Here is a 17,336-nt window from a genome sequence, read left to right as displayed (position 1 = left end):
GCTTTGTCCTCACATCCAGCGGTGTAGCAGCGAAATCAGCCGGCCCTGCGGCACCGGCGTGCCTGCTGAAGGCGTGACCTCGATGCTGCCGGTCATGCCGGCGGCCAGCACGACCTCCTGCGGGACATGCTCGAACTCGACGCGCACGGGAATGCGCTGCGCCAGCCGGACCCAACTGAAGCTGGGCTCCACGCTCGGCAGACCCTGCGCGTCGGCCTGCTGGTTGCTGTCGGTGATGCCGCGCCCGATGCTGGCCACCCGTCCTGGCAACACTTGGTCGAAGCCCATCAGGCGGATTTGCGCCGCCGCGCCGGGCTTGATGCCGCGCAGTTTGGTTTCCTCGAAATAGCCGGTAATCCAGAAGCTATGGGCGTCGATCAGGGCCAGGTTCGGCTGGCCCGCCACGGCGTAGTCGCCCTTGTTCAGGCGCAGGCGCGTGACGTAGCCATCGGTTGGCGCACGCAGTTCGGTGCGCGCCAGATCCAGCTTCGCCCTCTCCACGGTGACCCGTGCACCGCGAAGTTCGGCCTGGGCGATGACTACGGCCTGATTCGCTCGCTGGATGTCCTCGGCAGGCACCAGGCTCTCCATGCCCCGGCGCCGCCGCGCCTCCTCCGTCTTCTGGCGCAAGGACACCTCGGCCGCCGCCAGCTGCGCCTCGGCCTGGGCCAATGCCAGCGCGAAGCTGGCATTGTCGATGCGATAGAGCACCTCGCCGCGTTTGACGTATTGGTCGTCCGCGACCGAGACCTCGGCAACGGTGCCGGATACCTCGGGAGCGATGCGCACGATTTGCGCGCTGACACGGCCATCGCGGGTCCAGGGGGCGACGACGTAGGCGCGCCACAGCGCGCTGACCAGAAACCCGGCGGCAACGACCACCGCGAGAGTGAGTCCTGCCCGCAGCAGGCGCTGGGCGGAAATTGAGCGTTCAGACATAAAGCACCAACAGGGAAACAAGGCAAAGGGAAACAGCGAACTCGAACAGGCCCGGATGCCAGACCCAGCGCAGCACGCCGCTGCGCGCCAGCACGAAGCGCACACCCAGATAGATCGGCAGCGCCAGGCAGGCGTAGGCAAAGAATGGCGGCAGGTAGATGCCAGCCAATGAGAATTCACTGAGCATGGGTTTGGCCTCCAGAGAGGGACGGAACGCCGTTCGCATGGCGCTCCAGCAGCGCGGCGATGTCGAACAGCACGGCCGTCACGCGCCTCATTTCATCCATCGCGGCTCTGGATCGCATCGGTAAACGCGTCAGAGACGTTGCCGCACGGCGGGCATGACGAGCGGCGCTCGCGGGATCACCGGCCCGTTGATGCATGTAGCGCAGCGAGCGCGCCACCACGGGCGGCCACTCGGCGTCCGGTGGGGCTTGGCGAAGCCAGCGTCGCAGGCGCAGCACCTCCCGGCCCAAATGCAGGCTGGCCAGTGCCTGGGCAATGGCACGATCCATCGCCTGCGGCTGCGCTTTGAGCAAGGCGCCGAGTTGCGCGATGCGGTGCTGCTGACGCCATTGCCAGGCCGGCGCATCCGTCGGCTCCCCGCGCAAGGTGCCCAGCGCCGAATCGCGGATACGCTGGCGCAAGCGCGTGACGTCACGCGCCCCGTTGCGTGGCAGCACGATCCTGAAGCCCAGCAGCGTGAAGCAGGTCGCCAGGATCCAGGCCACGGAACTGTTGAGAAACAGCGCAAAGTCATAGCGCATCGGGTTGTCCGCCGCTGCCAGTGTCGTGAACGCCACCAGATAAGCCACGCCGGCCAAGGCATAGCGTGGCATCGTGGTGGCAAGCACGCCGGGCAGCCAGAACAGGCTCAGGGTCACCAGCAGCAGCGGCAGGCCCGAGACATGGGGCAGCACGATGAAGGTGCACAGGAAAGCCATCACCACTGCAGCCACCGTGCCCTTGATGAATTCGACCGCACCCAGCGCGGGATTGGGTGCGGTGGACAGCAGTGCGCAGGCTGCCGCCAACCCCGCCAGCATCATGTTGCCTTCCGTCCAACCGGTGGCGATCCAGAAGGCGCCGCCCATCAGCACGGTCAACAGTGCGCGCACGCCGTTCTGAAGGGCTGCCGCGGTGTCGCGATGGAACGGCACGGACACGCGAGCCGGCGTCGGCCTGGGTTGGTGGAAACGTTCGATGCCTTCGAGGGCTTGCAAGTAATCGTCGAGTTGCTCGACCAGGCGGTCGCCCGCGATCATCAGTGTGGCTTGCTCGGAGGCGTCGTCGAGCGAGGTGAGCGTGAGCGCGTCCTTCAGCCGGGTGCGCAGATCGGTCAAGAGCTGGATGGCATGTGCTCTTTCGGCCTGACCGGGTTCCTGCACTAGCGACTGGCCCACCTCCCGCCATACCTTTTCCCAGTCCGGTTGCAACGCGCTCAGTACAGCGAGGCTGGCGCTGTGTCCGTGCAGGGGCGGCGCACCGCCCACCAGAGCGGAAAACAGCGAGACCATGGTGTGCCGCACCGTGCCGGCACGATGGGCCAGGTCGGCGGATTCGGCCTTTCCCAGCGCCAGCAGATCGTCCACGCCATAGACCTCTGTGATGAGAGAGCGCCTTCCGGCATCGAGCGGCTTGGCATCGGGTCCGCCGCTTCCTTGAATGGCCTGGTGATGCGTCGCAAGCATGCCCGCCGTGGCGGCCGCAAGGCGGTCGAGCAGCGAGGCCAAGCGGCTGTGCACGCTGCGGCTGCTGAAAAGGGCCGAGACCAGCGCCAGGCAGACCACGCCGATCATCACAGATGCCCCGCGTCCCATTACCTGGTCGAAGGTGCGTTCCGGATGCTGCATGGCGCCGTAGGCCGCCAGGCCCGCGGTATAGCCTGCCAGCGTGGCACCATAGGCTCGGAAATGACGCAGCAGGGTCATGCCCACCACGCACACCCCCAGCCACAGGCCGAAACCGAGCAGAAACAACCAGGGCATTTGGCCAAAGGCGCTCATCAGCACGAAGGCCGCCAACATGCCTACCAACGTGCCCAGCACCCGCCACACGCCCTTGCCGATCACGCCGCCCTGGACGGGGTTGATGACCAGCAGCACGCTGGACGCCGCGGCATAGGGCGCGTGCAGTTCCAGTAGATAGGCCGCCACCAAGGCCAAGCAGGCGGCCAGGATAGACCGCATCACATAAGTCGCGCGTGGGGTGCTCAGGTCGAGATAAGGCAGGCCACGCGCCAACCGCTCCCGCAACCGGGATAGGCGTAAGGAGACGCCTGAATCCGTGCCAGGCATGTTCGCTAAATGCACGATGCAACCCTTCTACAGTGACCATTACGCATCACTGTAGGTAGGGTCGATCATTACGAAAAGTGAATTTATTGCATTCAGATGATTGCGTAAAACGCATTCATAGAGCCAGTCGCCTAGTTAAAGCTTGGCGCGCATGGCCGCTTGCGCTTGGCTCTCATTACAGAGCGTATGGATGGTCTGTCGCAGCCATTGATGGGCCGGGTCGCCCTCCAGACGCGGGTGCCAGGCTTGTGTCAGCAGCACGGTTTCCAGCGGTGTCGGCAAGTCGAACACGCGAATACGCAGGCCCGCGGACAGCGCGGTATTGGCCAAATGCTGGGGCAACGGCAACAGCAGATCCGAATCGTGCAATGCGAACAGTGCCGTGTACGGATTGGGCAGTACCAAGGCGACGTGTCGGCGCAGCCCCTGCGCCTCCAGTGCGGCATCGACCGGCCCGGCGGCCTTGCCACGCCGCGACACGTTGATGTGCTCCCAGCGCGTGAGGCGCTCGGGTGTGATCTCGTCATCGAAAATCGGATGGTTGGCGCGCGCGACGCCCACGAACGTGGTGGTGAACAGGGACTGCACGCGAATCTCCGGCCCCAGCTTGCGCGATGCGCTGATGAACAGGTCGATGCGGCCGCTGCGCAGCGCCTCCTCGTCCACGTCGTCTTCCTCCGGCGAAAAGCGCAGCATCGCCCGCGGCATCTCCCGCGCCATGGCATCCAGGAGATGGCCCAGATGGATGCTCACGAACTCGTCGGTGGCGCGGACGTTGAAACGCCGATCCAGCGATTTCAGATCAATCTCGGCATCTGAAGCGAACACCTGCGAAGCCTGTTCGACCGCCAGCCGCACCTGCTCGCGCAGCGCCAGCGCCCTGGGCGTGGGTATGAGCTTGCGTCCGACCTGGACGAACACCGGATCGCCCAGCGCCTCCCGGATGCGGCTCAATGTGCGGCTCATTGCCGGCGCGCTCAGATGCATGCGGCGCGCGGCACCGATGACGCTGCCCTCGTCGAGCAGTGCATCCAGCGCCAGTAGGAGATTGAGGTCGGGACGCGACATGGTTGGCCTCTTATGATTTACCTTGATGCAATCATATATTCTTCTGGATAGCGCAAGAAGCACTCATTGGAAAGCGATCTTTCGCCCCACCAAGAAGAGATAACCGTCAAGGGAATCCACTTTCATGAACACTGAAATCAACATGGCCGTCGCAGTTGTGGGCCCCGGTGCGATCGGCACCACGGTCGCGGCGATGCTGCATGAGGTCGGCCGTACGCCCGTGCTGTGTGGACGGACGCCCCGCGATCACCTGGCGCTGCAGGAGGATGGCCGCTCCATGACCGTCCCCCGGCCTGGTTCGGACGAGCCCAAAGCAGATCACTCACACGGCTGATCTTGTGTTTCTGGCAGTCAAGGCCACGCAGATCGAGGCGGCGGCAGGCTGGCTGACCGTGCTGGTCGGGCAGCAAACCGTCGTGTGCGTTTTGCAGAACGGGATCGAACAGGTTGACAGAGTTCGCTCGCAAGCGCCACGCGGACACATCGTTCCCGCTGTCGTGTGGTTTCCTGCGCAGGCGCAATCCGATGGCTCGGTCCGCCTGCGCGGCGAGGCGCGCCTGACTCTGCCAGACACGGCTGCCGCGCGTGTCGTGGCCCAGGCACTGCAAGGCACGCGGTGCGCCGTGGACTTGGCCGAAAACTTCAGTACCCTGGCCTGGCGCAAGCTGTTGCAAAACGCGGCGGCGGGCCTCATGGCACTCACGCACCGTCGCTCGGGTATGTTCGTCCGCGCTGACATCGCCGGGCTGGCGCTGGCCTATTTGCGCGAATGCCTGGCCGTGGCAAACGCAGAGGGCATTGAACTCGGTGTGGAAGTGCCGCAAGAGATCCTCGGAAAATTCCAGTCGGCCCCTGCGGACATGGGCACCTCCATCCTCACGGATCGGGAAGCAGGCCGGCCGCTGGAATGGGATATCCGCAATGGCATCATCGCGCGTCTCGGCCGGGTTCATGGCGTTCCGACGCCGATCAGCGACATCCTGGTGCCGCTGCTCGCGGCTGCGAGCGACGGCCCAGGCTAAGGTGCATTTGGGCTTGCCCCGCCCCTCCGGACAGATCAGGTGTGACTTGGCGCTCCGCAATACTTCTGGGCTTGCCAGCGCGAAGCGCCTATGCAGCACCTGGCTCGAAAAGCGGCAACGGCAAACAGTGGTCGAAATCAGACCTAACCTTTTGACCTGAAATACCTTTCACGCCGCTGCATAGCTTCACAAAGAACTTGACGGCGGACATTTTTCATGGTCAGCCCTGGAAGGTCAGCGGTGCCATCCCGGACGCGGACGGGGATGATGGTGTCTCGGCCCCGGCCGGTACGGACGGTGCGGCTGATAGTGACGCGGATAGTAGCGCGGGCCCGAACGATAATGCACACCGAAGTGCGGCGCCACATAGACCGGCGCCGGGCTCACATACACCGAGCTGCTGTAGGAAGTACTGCCGTAGTAGCCATCGTCATACGGCACGACCGCGCATCCGCCCAGTATGCCCACAGCCAGCACGGGCAGAACGAAACGCGTCGCGATGCGGGAAATGGAAGTATTCATGATGCGACCTTTCAATGAAAGCGCTCGCTCGTCGAACCGGGATGACGGTCGATGCCGTCAGGTGCATGCGGCAAGACGAACCGGATCAGCGACGATAGTATTCACGCTCGTAGCGCTGATAGCCGACGCGGCGCGCATCGTGGTAATGGCCGCCGCGATAGTCGTGGCCATAGGCATAACCGCGTGGCGCCGGCTGATAATAGACAGGCTGGCGATACCCGCCGCGCGGACGCGATGCGTAGCGGCGATCATTGCGTCCCGACGAAGCCGTGGCACCTACCACCGCGCCGAGCACGCCGCCAACCACGGCACCTTCCTGACCGCCCACCGTGTTGCCGATCACGGCACCGAGTACCGCGCCGACCGCCGTATTGACACCACGGTTGTCCGCCGATGCGGTGGTCGAAATTGCGGCCGTGGCCAGCAATGCAACGGCAATCCATTTTTTGTGGGACATGATCGACTCCTTGGTTGCCGCACATCGCCGGGAATCGGCAGATCTCACGACGGCATGGAATCAATATAGAGGTCGCGGCCGGTGAAGCCACGCGGAGAAATAGACTTTTACAATTGTAAGGAAATCGTCAAGAAGACAATGCCTGCATGACAACACCCGTTACTGGATGTTCGCTTCCGACACGATCTTCCATTGCCCGCCTTCCTGTGCCCAGTACTGGCGCTTGCGCGTGACATGCCGGCCCTTGCCGATCACGGCCTCCTGCGTGAAGGCAGCGACGATCATTTCCTTCTGCCCTTTCTGCTCCGGGTAACGGAACAGGGATACGTCGCGCAGGCTGACCGCGATCTGACGCGCGCCCAGATTGGCAGACTGGATGCGTGTCATCCAGGCGTCGAGATTCTGCCCACGCATGGCCTTGAAATGCTGCGAGTAGTGCGCGCGCAACTTGTGCGGATCGGTGGTCTCGAGATCGGCGCGCCATGCTTCCAGCAGGCGATTGGCCGCCACGCGCTCGGCTTCCGCCTTGGCAGGCGTGACGAACTTCAGCTGTTCGCTGATGATCACCGGCGTCATGCCGACCTCGACCGTGGCCGACAGTTCGATCATGTCGGGATTGGGCAAGACGATGCAGCCGTCCGACGACAATGGCGGCCGGCTGTAGCTGTCGGGCGGCGTGCCGTGGAACCAGATGCCCGAGCCGCCGCGATCGTTGACGCGGTCCCATTCGTTCGGATAGTTGATCGGCAGCGCGCCGGGGCCATAAAACGCGGGCAGCTTGGGGCCAGGCACACGCGAGGTGATGTAATAAATGCCGAGTGGCGTCTTCTGGTCGCCTTCGCGGAATTTATCGACGCCCAGCTTGCCCTGGCTCACGTAATAGTCGCGCACCAGGCGGAAACGATCGTCCTTGTCGCGCTCATAGACATACAGACGCGAGCGTCTGGCATCGACCAGCAGCGCGTTCTTCTGTTCAGGACGCAGTTGCAAGAGCGCTTGCGGCACCAGCGCAGGGTCGGGCCGTTCGCGCAGCGACTTCAGGCGAACCATCGCCTCGGCGCGCAACGCCGCCATGTTCTCGGCAGGTGCGTTGGCTGCCGCGCCAAAGGTGCGGATCGCTTGCGTGTACAGCAACAGCAGATCGCCGCGCACCAGATGACCGAGACGGAAATTCGGATAGGCCGCCACCAGCGCGTCGGCACGCGACTGTGCTTCGCGCAACCGGTTCTCCGACAGGGCTTCATACACATCGATCAGCATCAGCTCGGGATCCTGCCGCGTCGGCACGCCCGGCTTGGTACCGCTCGCCAGCGAAAACGAAGGGGCGGCACTGGCGAGCAGAACAATACCTGCTGCCATCCACGGCGCGAGTCGCCGATATCGCCCCTGCATTTTTCCTTGCTGTGCCACGACCATCAATTACCTGTGCGTTCCTGTTGAATGCGCCATGCGCTGCCCTGTTTCTTCAGCACCAGCGTCTTGCGGCTATCCGACTTGAAGCGGTCGGAATCGTAATTCTGGCGAAAACGCACGGTAGCGGTATCGCCATTGACGGCGACCTGCGGCGCGACAATCTGCACACTGATGCGTTTCTTGTCCTCGATGCGTGCGCGACGCTCGGCTTCCCAGACCTTGCGCGACTGACCGGCCGGCAGCGCAAAATCCCTGGCATAGGCATTGAGATAAGCGCCGACGTCGCGCGCGCTCCATGCCCTGGCCCACGAGTCAACCGCACGCAACACCTCGCTGCGTGTCGCATCTGCTGCAGCCCTGGCTTTTTCCTGTTCGGCCCGGCGCTTGTCTTCCTCTGCCGGGCGAACCGGCGGCGGTACCGGTGCCGGTTCCGGCTTGCGTTCTGCCACGACTGTCGGCGAGGGCACCGCCTCAACCGCAGGCTGGCGTGGCTTGACATCCGGCACCACCGGTGGCGGCACCGGCCGCGCTGGTGCAGGCGCTGGCTCCGGCGCAGGTGACGCCGCAGCGACCGGCGGCAAAGCAGTGCTGCCAACCAGCGTGCGCACCATGGTCAGCTTCGATTGTGCGGCATTGTTGTTGCGATCGAGCTGCAGCGCCTTGTCGTACGCCTGGCTTGCCAGCTTGGCGTGCACATCGCCGAGATTCTCGTAGGCAGTCGCGTAGGCCGGATTGGTGCGGATCGCCTGATCCAGCGCCGCGCGTGCCTTTTCATATTCGCCCGCCGATGCATACAGCACAGCGAGATTGTTGTATGGCTCCGGCAGCGTCGGATAATCCTTCGTCAGTCGCGTGAACACATCGATGGCCTCGGTCTTCTTGTTCTGCTCGGTCAGGATCACGCCCTTCAGAAAACGCATCTGTGGTTCACGCGGGTTCTGCTTGAGGAAGGCATCAGCCTTGTTCAGCGCGGCCGTGTGCTGTCCCGCGCGCAACAATTGCGACACGTCCGACAATTCATCGGCCGCCACCGGCGTCATGTACATTGCCGCCGCCATGCCGATCAACACGAACGGACGATACATCCGGTGAAAACGCAGAGGCGATGACGAACGCAGGGGCATGTTCTTTCCTGTAGAGATGAGGGGTGGATTGCGCACTGGCGATAGTGTACGACAAACCATTGCCACAGCCCAACGCAAACAGGCGGGGAATCCGCCTGGACAAGCGGTTTCAATGACGGACAGGCAACTCCTGCAGGATGCCGCTCAGGCGCTCCATGCGGAAAGGCTTGACGAGGAAATAATTCATGCCGGCATCCATGCAGGCCTGGATATCCGACAACGACCCGGCTGCGGTCAATGCCACGATCGGCGTCTGCGACGCCGGCGCAGGCAGGCTGCGTATGGCGCGAGTCGCCGCCACGCCGTCCATCTCCGGCATGTGCATGTCCATCAACACGACGTCGAAGGAACGGTCACGCAAGGCGGCCACGGCCTGCACGCCATTGGCCGCCACTTCGACCGTATGACCAGCCTTGCCGAGCAGCGCCATGGCGACCTTCTGATTGATCTCATTGTCCTCGGCCAGCAGGATATGCAATCCGCGCTGCTCGGCCGATGCCGGCTGCGGCATCGCCGTGGCCGCGAGCGGCGACCCACTGGCCGCGGCAAAGTCCAGTTCGAACCAGAAACGGCTGCCGACACCCAGGGTGCTCTCCACGCCGATTCGCCCACCTTGCATTTCGACCAGCTTCTTGCAGATCGACAGCCCGAGTCCGGTGCCGCCGAAACGGCGCGAGATCGAACTGTCGGCCTGCGAGAACGAGCGGAACAGCAACGCCTGCGCTTCCGGCGCAATGCCGATGCCGCTGTCGATGACCGAAAACCGCAGGCGGATGCGATCGCTTTCGCGCTGCAATTGCTCGACCCTGATCTGCACCGATCCGCGTTCCGTGAACTTGAGCGCATTGCTGACCAGATTCAGCAATATCTGCCGCAGGCGCATGTCGTCGCCCTGCAGTTGCCGCACCAGATCGGGCGAATAGTCGGCGCCGAATTCCAGTGCCGCGTGCGGAGTACGCGAGCGCATCAGATTGACCACGCTGTCCGTCGTCTTGATGACATCGAAATCGATGTTCTCGAACTCGATATTGCCCGATTCGAGCCGCGAATAATCGAGGATATCGTTGAGGATCGTGAGCAGCGCCTCGGCCGAATACTGCGCCGTCTCCAGATGTTCACGCTGCAAGGGATGCGTGGCTTCCGCCAGCGCCAGCTGCATCATGCCGAGCATGCCGTTCATCGGCGTACGGATCTCGTGGCTCATCACGGCGAGGAATTCCGACTTGGCGCGATTGGCGAGTTCCGCTTCGTCCTTGGCCTGCCGCAGCGCGCGCGTGCGCTCATCGACCAGATTCTCGAGATTCCTGCTCAGCGTCTTCAGCGAATCATACAGCCGCACATTGGCCAGGCCCGCACTGATATTGGCACACAACACCTCGATGAGCTGCCGCTCCAGCGCCGACAAGCCACGCGTCATCGGTAACCATGCCGCGTAATCGCCAGCGCCGCGCTCGCCACGGATATAGAGGCACAAATGATCGTCGTCCTCGATATGGCAGCGTGCGTCCAGCACGCGTCCGGCTGCCTGCATCTGCTGCAAGGTCGGCCCCGCCGCGTCGGCACACGCCACGGCAATCACCTCGTTATCGTCAATCGACCGACGCGCCAGCAGACCGCCGACAGGCTGCCTCAGCAGCAGGCTCAGCTGTTGCAGGACGGTTTCCGCAAATTCGGTTTCCGACACTGCCTGCAGCAGCGAACCGGCGGCGTCGATGACGTCTTCCAGACCGTCGCGCGCCCGCTCGAGCGAAACGATGTCGTCATGCGAGCGCAATGCCGAAATCACGCAGGTCAGCAGCTTCTGCCTCGTCAGTTCGGTCTTGGTCTTGTAGTCGTTGATGTCGTAATCGATCACGACGTCGCGTTCGGGCGCCTGTCCCGGCTGACCGGTGCGCAATACGATGCGCACGCGCCGATTGAGCAGTTGTTCGCGGATGTGGCGCACCAGTTGCAGTCCCGCGTCCTCCTCTTCCATCACCACGTCGAGCAGGATGATCGCGATGCCGTCATCGTCGGCCATGATCGAGCGCGCCTGCTGTGCGGAATAGGCATGCAGAAACTCGAGCCGGCGGTTCTTGAAGACCACATCCGCCAGCGCGATGCGCGTGACCTGATGCACCTCTTCCTCGTCATCAACGATCAGAATCTTCCACGTGCCAATCGCCTCGGCTGGCGCCGACTCTCCTTCCGGAGCAAACAGGAAGTCATCCAGCATCATGCCCCCCGGCTGTGCCGTGCTGCCGATGCGGACGATGCAGTCTGGCCGGTTCCTTCATCGAGGTCTTGCGGACTGCGCGGAAAACGCAGGATGAAGGTAGTACCCACGCCAAGCTGGCTTTCGACACTGATCTGCCCCTGCAGCGGCCCGGTCACCAGGCTGTGGATGATGTTCAGGCCGAGTCCGCTGCCGCCACGGCCGCGCGTGGTGGTGAAGAAGGGATCGAAGATGCGCGCCAGATGCTCGCGCGGAATGCCCTTGCCGTTGTCCGAGAAGCGCAATTCGATCAGGTCCGTCTTCTGATCCTTCGCATAGACATTGCGCACCACGATCAGCATCTCGCCCGATGCGGGATCAGGAAACGCGTGCAGCAGCGCGTTCATGACGAAGTTGGTGATGATCTGTGAGAACGCGCCCGGATAGGTGTCGACCTCGATGCTGTCGTCGCAGTTGACGCTGATCCGGTGTTCGGAACGCCGCAGCATCGGGCTAAGGTTGGACAGCACCTCGTCGATGTAAGCCTTGAGACGGAACACGCGACGCTCTTCGCTGGTCTGGTCGACCGCCACGTCCTTGAAGCTCTGGATAAGGGTGGCGGCGCGCTCCATGTTCGACAGCAGCAGCTTGCTGATGTTGCCGGCCGTGCCGACGTAGGAATCGAGATCGGAGCGCTTCATGGTGCCGGCGTGGAACAGCGCCTTCAGGCGCGCCGTTTCTTCCGCCAGCGTCGAGGCACCCGTCACGCCGACACCGACCGGCGTATTGATCTCGTGCGCAACACCCGCCACCAGTTGGCCGAGCGAAGCCAGCTTGGCCGATTCGACCAGCTGCTTCTGCGTGCGCCGCAGCGACTCCAGCGTTTCGCGCAGCTCGGTGTTTTTCTGGCTCAAGGCTTGCGTGCGCGCCTCGATCTTCTGCTCGAGATCGTTGTAGAGGCCCGCATTTTCGAGAGAGATCGCGATCTGCGTCGACAGCATCTGCAGCAGTTCCGCATGGTGCGGCGTGAAGGCATCGACCGCCAGATTGTTTTCCATGTACAGGATGCCGACCAGTTGCCCCTGTTTCTGCAGCGGCAGACAAAGAATCGATTTGGGCTGCTCGCGGTCGATATAGAAATCGCTGTTGAACTGGCTGTCGTTGGCGGCGTCGCCAAGCACCACGCGCTCGCCGGTGCGCTTGACGTAGTTGACCACGGCCAGGCTGACGCTGCGGCTCTTCTCGAGCGCCACGTCCTGCCCGACCTCGATCGCGTCGCCATTGATTTCTGCACAGACGAACAGGCGGCCATGCTCCATCATCAGCAGCGCGCCCTTCTGCGCGCCGGCGTTCTCGATCAGCAGGTGCATGAGCCTTGACAGCAACTTGTCGAGATGGATCTCGCTCGACAACGTCTGAGAGGCGCGGATCACGGTCTGCACATCGACCTGCCTTTCCTGCGTGCTGTCGAGCGCATGAACGGAGCGCTTGCGTCCGCTCACCCTTGCCAGCAATGCCGGATACATGGCCTCCATCTGCGCCACCTTGCCGTCCGCGCCCCACTCGCCGTAGCGCGCATGCGCCTGTTCCAGATGCATGCGCGCGTTGATTTCCTTGCCGCGCGCGAGAAAGAACCGGCCGGCAAGCTCATGGGCCAGCGCCTCGTCGCTCAGATAACCGTAACTGCGCGCGGTATTGATCGATTCTTCGTAACATTGCTCGGCCTTGCGGTGCCTGCCGGCCAGATGATGGCGTTCTGCCTCGACCAGCTGCCACTTGTGCAGATAATTCATCGGCGCATGGTCGGCCCATACCCTGAAACGCCGCTGCATCGCGCCGACGTTCTGCAGAGTGGCCGCCACATGCTGTTTCGTTCCGCGGCAGACCGCAATATCCGCCAGCGAATGCACCCACATCAGGAAGCCCGATGATGGGGTGCCGAAATCGAAGCCCGGCAGCGCCAGCGCCTCGGCGGCATGCGCGCGCGCCTCCACGTATTCGCCGAAATAGCATTCGCCGATGGCCTGGATCGCACGGACATAGAAGATGCCCCACGGATCGGCCGAAGCACGGCGCGCCATCACGTAATCTTCGTGCGTGCGTCCCTGGGTGATGTCGGCAACCGACTCGCCGACCAGCCGCGCATACAGCAACGCCCATGGAATCATCACGCCGAGCAGTGCCGCGTAATCCATCTTGCGATAGACGTCGATGTCCTTGCGGATCATCGTCAGGCCTTCGCGCACGTTGCAGCCGGACTGGAAGCGGATCGAATCCGAGAACGACAGCGCCACCATCGCACCCGGCCGGTCGCCGGTTTCCATCGCCTTGACATAGGTATCCATCAGCGGTTCGAGCGACAGCCGCAGATGCTCGCGGCGATGGCGGATGATGCCGTGGAAGATGCCGACCGCCCCCAGCAGCGGCTTGTCGCCGCCGAGCAGCGACGACACCTTGCCGAACTTGTAGCCCTCCTCGACACGCCCGTACTTGCCGGCCAGCGTGCGTCCCCATACCGCATACGCATACGCGCTCAGCGGCGACGAACCATGGCGGATCGAGCGCCGCACGATCTCCAGCGCCAGCCACAGCACCACGTTGGAACCAGCCAGATAGGTGAAGCCGTAGCCGAGGAAGGCCATCGTCGCCTGCACCTGCAGCAGGTACTGCGGGTCCTCGGCCGCCGGCAGTTCGGCCAGCGACAGCGGGTCCCGCCCGCGCATCGCCAGCGCCAGCCGCAGACGTGCGATGCGAATATGCCGCTCGTTCAGATTGGACGGCACGCTGATTCCGGCGATCTGCATCATCTCGATGCCGGTCTCCATCAATTCCTTGGGCTTGTAGATCGCGCCATAACAGCGGATCAGATAATCCTTGGCGGCGATGATTTCCTGCGGTGTGGTGCTGTTGTCGCAGACGAGCTGGCACAGACGTTCCATCTCCCGATAATCGGCCTGCGCGAAGGCGGCATTGATGAGCTCCATGTACAGCTCGTGCATGAATTCATGCTTGTCCTGCCAGTTCTGCACGGCCCCGAGTTCGCGCGCGATCTCGACGCATTCGCGATGCACGTCCATTGCCGCCGACTTGCGTGCCCGTCTGGCGGCGGCAAGGTTGAGCCAGGCGAGATCGTCACGCTGCTTCTGTTCCTCAAGAAGGCTGCGGCCGCGATTCAGATGATCGACGATATCGAAGATGAACTCTTCCTTCTCGGCCTGCGACACGCTGTTCATCAGCAGGCGACCGATCTGCAGATGGATGGCGTCGGTCTCCTCGCGCGCCGTACTTTCGTAGGCCGCCTGCTGCACGCGGTCGTGCAGGAACTGGTAGGAATACGACACCACGGTTGACGCCGCCACCTTGGTCTCGGACGGCTGGATCAGACCGGCCTGTATCGCATCCTGCAGCAGGGCGCGGATTGCCTCCTCGCTCTTCTCGCTGACGATGCTCAGGGTCTGCAGGTCGAAACGGCTGCCGATGCACGCCGCCACCGTCAGCAGGCGCTGGGTGGGTTGCGGCAGGCGCGCCAGTTCCTTCATCAACAGGTCGATCACGTTGTCGGTGATGTCCGACGTGCGGATGCGCTGCAGGTCCCATTGCCACTGCCCGTCCTCGAAACTCAGCATGTCCTCGACATGCAGGTTCTTGATGAACTGGTTGATGAAGAACGGATTGCCGAGCGTCTTGCGATAGATCAGATTGGCCAGCGGCAGCACTTCCACCTGGGCACGCCGCAAGGTATCGGCCAGCAGTTCGGCGATGCTGTTCTCGTCGAGCGGGCTGACCTCTACCCGCGTGACCGTCACCTCCTTGTCGATCTGGTGGAACACCACGCTGAGCGGGTGCGAGACATCGACCTCGTTGCTGCGGTAGGCGCAGATCGGCAGCAGCGACGGATTGTCGAGACTCTTCATCAGCAGGCTGATGAGCTTGAGCGAGGCGGCATCGGCCCATTGCAGATCGTCGAGGAACAGCACGATCGGATGATCGGAATGCGCGAACACGCTGACGAAGTTCTGCATCACGTAATGGAAGCTGTTGCGCGTGGCGCCCAGCGGCGTAATCGCCGGCTGCTTGCCGATCACGAACTCCAGTTCCGGCACCGCATCGATGATCAGCTGACCGTTGGGTCCCAGCGCCTTGAGCAGCTTGCCGCGCCACTGCGCGATCCGGCTCTCGCTTTCGGTCAGAATCTGCCGCATCAGTTCGCGCAGCGCCTGGTTGATCGCCGAATACGGAATCGAACGCTTGAACTGGTCGAACTTGCCCGAGATGAAATAGCCGCCATGCGCCACCACCGGCTTGTGCATCTCGTTGACCAGCGAGGACTTGCCGATGCCGGCATACCCCGTCACCAGCAACAGCTCGGCCTTGCCCTTGGTCACGTTGCGGAACACGCTCATCAGGCTCGCGTATTCCTTTTCGCGGCCATAGAGCTTTTGTGAAATCTGCAGGCGGTCGCAGACGTCGTGCTGCGCCAGCGGAAAGGATTCGATGACGCCATGCTCGTCGAAGGCGCGTGCACAGCGGTCAACATCCGCCAGCAGGCCGTCGAGACTCTGGTAGCGGTCTTCGGCATTCTTGGCCAGCAGCTTGAGGACGATGTCCGACAGCACTTCGGGAATCACCGGATTGAAGCGGCTCGGCGGCTGCGGCTTCTTGGCGATATGGGCGTGGACCAGTTCCATCACGCTGTCTGACTCGAACGGCAGATGGCCTGTCAGCAGTTCGTAGAGCACGATGCCGAGCGAGTAATAGTCGCTGCGGTAGTCCACCTGCCGGTTCATGCGGCCGGTCTGTTCGGGCGAACTATAGGCCAGCGGCACCATCGCATCGTCGCGAAACTCGATCTGTCCATCGTGACGGACACGCAGATTGGCCAGACACAACGCGCGATGCAGCTCGACACGCTTGTGCACCTCGCGCAGGCCGCGTATCAGAGACAGGAACAGCGCGAGCGCCCCGGCCAGATCGTAGGCCGGCGGCAACTGACCGTCGCTGCCTTCACCGGCGGCATCCGGACCGACGCGGAAAAACATCATGCGGTGCAGGCCGGTCTTCGGCTGCACCGCATGTTTGGCCGGCATCCAGTCCGTATTCACGGGGAAGCTGATTTGACGCTCCAGTTTCACTTGTGGCCGACGTACCGGTATGCGCCGGCCTTGCAAAATGGGACATTGCAGTTAATCATTGGCAACCTCGGCTGTTCTGCCTGTATGAGCAACCATAAATATAGCCTGAAACGTTGGCAAAACGGCATTCGACTTCACTGACCACCAAACTCCATGACCGATCAACCACTCGCCCGGGAACAAGTCCCGCCCGAGGAAGCTGCCCACATACGCGACCTGTCCGCCCGCCTGCAGGCCAAGATCGTGCGCGAACATCCGACCGGCATCATGCGGCGCGACGCGCATCCGAAGATGCACGGCCTGGTGCGCGCCGAATTCATCGTCGAACCCGATCTGGCGCCGGAACTGCGCGTAGGGATATTCGCCGAGCCGCGCATCTATCCGGCCTGGATACGCTTTTCCAACCAGGATGCCGCCATCCAGGCCGACCGCGGACGCGACATCCGCGGCATGGCGATCAAGCTCATGGACGTGCCCGGCGACAAGCTGCTGGAGCACGAAAGGCATGAACGCACCCAGGACTTCGTCCTGATCAGCACCAACGTCTTCGTCACGCGTGACGTCGCTCAGTTCGACGCCATGATCGAGGCCATGACCAGCGGCAGCACCTGGTCCAAAATCTGGTTCTTCGGCACGCACTGGCGCGTGGTCTGGAACCTCGTCAAGTCGCTGAAACGCTTCGCCAATCCGCTGCAGATGCGCTACTGGAGCACCACGCCCTATCTGTTCGGCGCCACCGCCGTCAAGTATTCGGCGATTCCGCACCGCACCGACGCCACCCTGCCCGCCGATCCCGGCCCCGACTACCTGCGCCAGGCCATGGTGGCCCAGCTGGGCAGGGAGGATGCCGTATTCGACTTCACCGTACAGCTGCAGACCGATGCGACGCGCATGCCGATCGAAGATCCGGGCAAGGAATGGAAGGAATCCGAATCGCCGTTTCGCAAGATCGCCACCATCCGCATCCCGCGGCAGGAATTCGACAGCGAGGCGCAGCGCGTCTTCGGCGAAAACCTGTCCTTCACGCCCTGGCATTCGCTGCCCGCGCACCGGCCCCTGGGCGGCATCAACCGCGCGCGCAAGATCGTCTATGACGCCATCTCGGCGTTTCGCCACGACTACAATCACACCCCTCGCCGCGAACCGACCGACTGGAATATCTGAAACG

At 63.1% G+C, this 17,336-nt stretch carries 11 protein-coding genes and 1 pseudogene; 2 read left to right on the top strand and 10 right to left on the bottom strand.

The window, feature by feature from the left end:
- Positions 1 to 9: 9 nt before the first annotated feature.
- The 4 genes from IEV38_RS09860 to IEV38_RS09845 all read right to left on the bottom strand — a co-directional run bounded on the left by IEV38_RS09860 (position 10) and on the right by IEV38_RS09845 (position 4,304).
- Positions 10 to 939 carry an efflux RND transporter periplasmic adaptor subunit gene (locus IEV38_RS09860; protein WP_188395999.1) on the bottom strand — a complete coding sequence of 310 codons (930 nt, stop codon included), beginning with the start codon at positions 937 to 939 and terminating at the stop codon, positions 10 to 12.
- Positions 932 to 1,126, bottom strand: coding sequence for a DUF1656 domain-containing protein (locus IEV38_RS09855; protein ID WP_188395998.1), 195 nt, complete (start codon positions 1,124 to 1,126; stop codon positions 932 to 934). The genes IEV38_RS09860 and IEV38_RS09855 overlap by 8 nt, the downstream gene beginning before the upstream one ends.
- A complete protein-coding gene (locus tag IEV38_RS09850; protein WP_229728965.1) occupies positions 1,116 to 3,182 on the bottom strand; it encodes an FUSC family protein in 2,067 nt (688 codons plus the stop codon). Before IEV38_RS09850 ends, IEV38_RS09855 begins: the two co-directional genes overlap by 11 nt.
- 189 nt (positions 3,183 to 3,371) lie before the next feature.
- Positions 3,372 to 4,304 carry a LysR family transcriptional regulator gene (locus IEV38_RS09845; protein ID WP_188395997.1) on the bottom strand — a complete coding sequence of 311 codons (933 nt, stop codon included), beginning with the start codon at positions 4,302 to 4,304 and terminating at the stop codon, positions 3,372 to 3,374.
- Between the two features lie 124 nt (positions 4,305 to 4,428).
- On the opposite strand from IEV38_RS09845, the pseudogene IEV38_RS09840 reads away from it, so the two are divergent.
- Positions 4,429 to 5,326 (top strand): annotated as a pseudogene (locus tag IEV38_RS09840) (oxidoreductase).
- Positions 5,327 to 5,560: 234 nt separating this feature from the next.
- On the opposite strand, the gene IEV38_RS09835 reads toward IEV38_RS09840, so the two are convergent.
- The 6 genes from IEV38_RS09835 to IEV38_RS09810 all read right to left on the bottom strand — a co-directional run bounded on the left by IEV38_RS09835 (position 5,561) and on the right by IEV38_RS09810 (position 16,138).
- Positions 5,561 to 5,848 carry a hypothetical protein gene (locus IEV38_RS09835; protein WP_188395996.1) on the bottom strand — a complete coding sequence of 96 codons (288 nt, stop codon included), beginning with the start codon at positions 5,846 to 5,848 and terminating at the stop codon, positions 5,561 to 5,563.
- Positions 5,849 to 5,933: 85 nt separating this feature from the next.
- A complete protein-coding gene (locus IEV38_RS09830; RefSeq protein WP_188395995.1) occupies positions 5,934 to 6,305 on the bottom strand; it encodes a YMGG-like glycine zipper-containing protein in 372 nt (123 codons plus the stop codon).
- A gap of 159 nt (positions 6,306 to 6,464) precedes the next feature.
- Complete coding sequence (locus tag IEV38_RS09825; protein ID WP_188395994.1) at positions 6,465 to 7,664, bottom strand: L,D-transpeptidase family protein; 1,200 nt, start codon at positions 7,662 to 7,664, stop codon at positions 6,465 to 6,467.
- A 56-nt stretch (positions 7,665 to 7,720) separates the two neighbouring features.
- Positions 7,721 to 8,842 (bottom strand): nuclear transport factor 2 family protein, encoded by a 1,122-nt coding sequence (locus tag IEV38_RS09820; protein ID WP_188395993.1) that lies wholly within the window; start codon positions 8,840 to 8,842, stop codon positions 7,721 to 7,723.
- 109 nt (positions 8,843 to 8,951) lie between these two features.
- Positions 8,952 to 11,060, bottom strand: a complete 2,109-nt coding sequence (locus tag IEV38_RS09815; RefSeq protein WP_229728964.1) for a response regulator — start codon at positions 11,058 to 11,060, stop codon at positions 8,952 to 8,954.
- On the bottom strand, positions 11,057 to 16,138 hold the full coding sequence (locus IEV38_RS09810) for a trifunctional serine/threonine-protein kinase/ATP-binding protein/sensor histidine kinase (RefSeq protein ID WP_229728963.1): 5,082 nt from the start codon (positions 16,136 to 16,138) through the stop codon (positions 11,057 to 11,059). The genes IEV38_RS09815 and IEV38_RS09810 overlap by 4 nt, the downstream gene beginning before the upstream one ends.
- Before the next feature lie 183 nt (positions 16,139 to 16,321).
- Here IEV38_RS09810 and IEV38_RS09805 point away from each other — a divergent pair, with 183 nt between their 5' ends.
- Positions 16,322 to 17,332 carry a catalase family protein gene (locus IEV38_RS09805; RefSeq protein ID WP_188395992.1) on the top strand — a complete coding sequence of 337 codons (1,011 nt, stop codon included), beginning with the start codon at positions 16,322 to 16,324 and terminating at the stop codon, positions 17,330 to 17,332.
- Positions 17,333 to 17,336 lie beyond the last annotated feature (4 nt).

Origin of the sequence: Oxalicibacterium flavum (genome assembly GCF_014635065.1) — a bacterium.
In the GTDB taxonomy this organism is placed as follows: Bacteria; Pseudomonadota; Gammaproteobacteria; order Burkholderiales; family Burkholderiaceae_D; genus Oxalicibacterium; species Oxalicibacterium flavum.
Note: the sequence above shows the minus strand (reverse complement) of the source record. Positions and strands in the feature narration are given on the sequence as shown.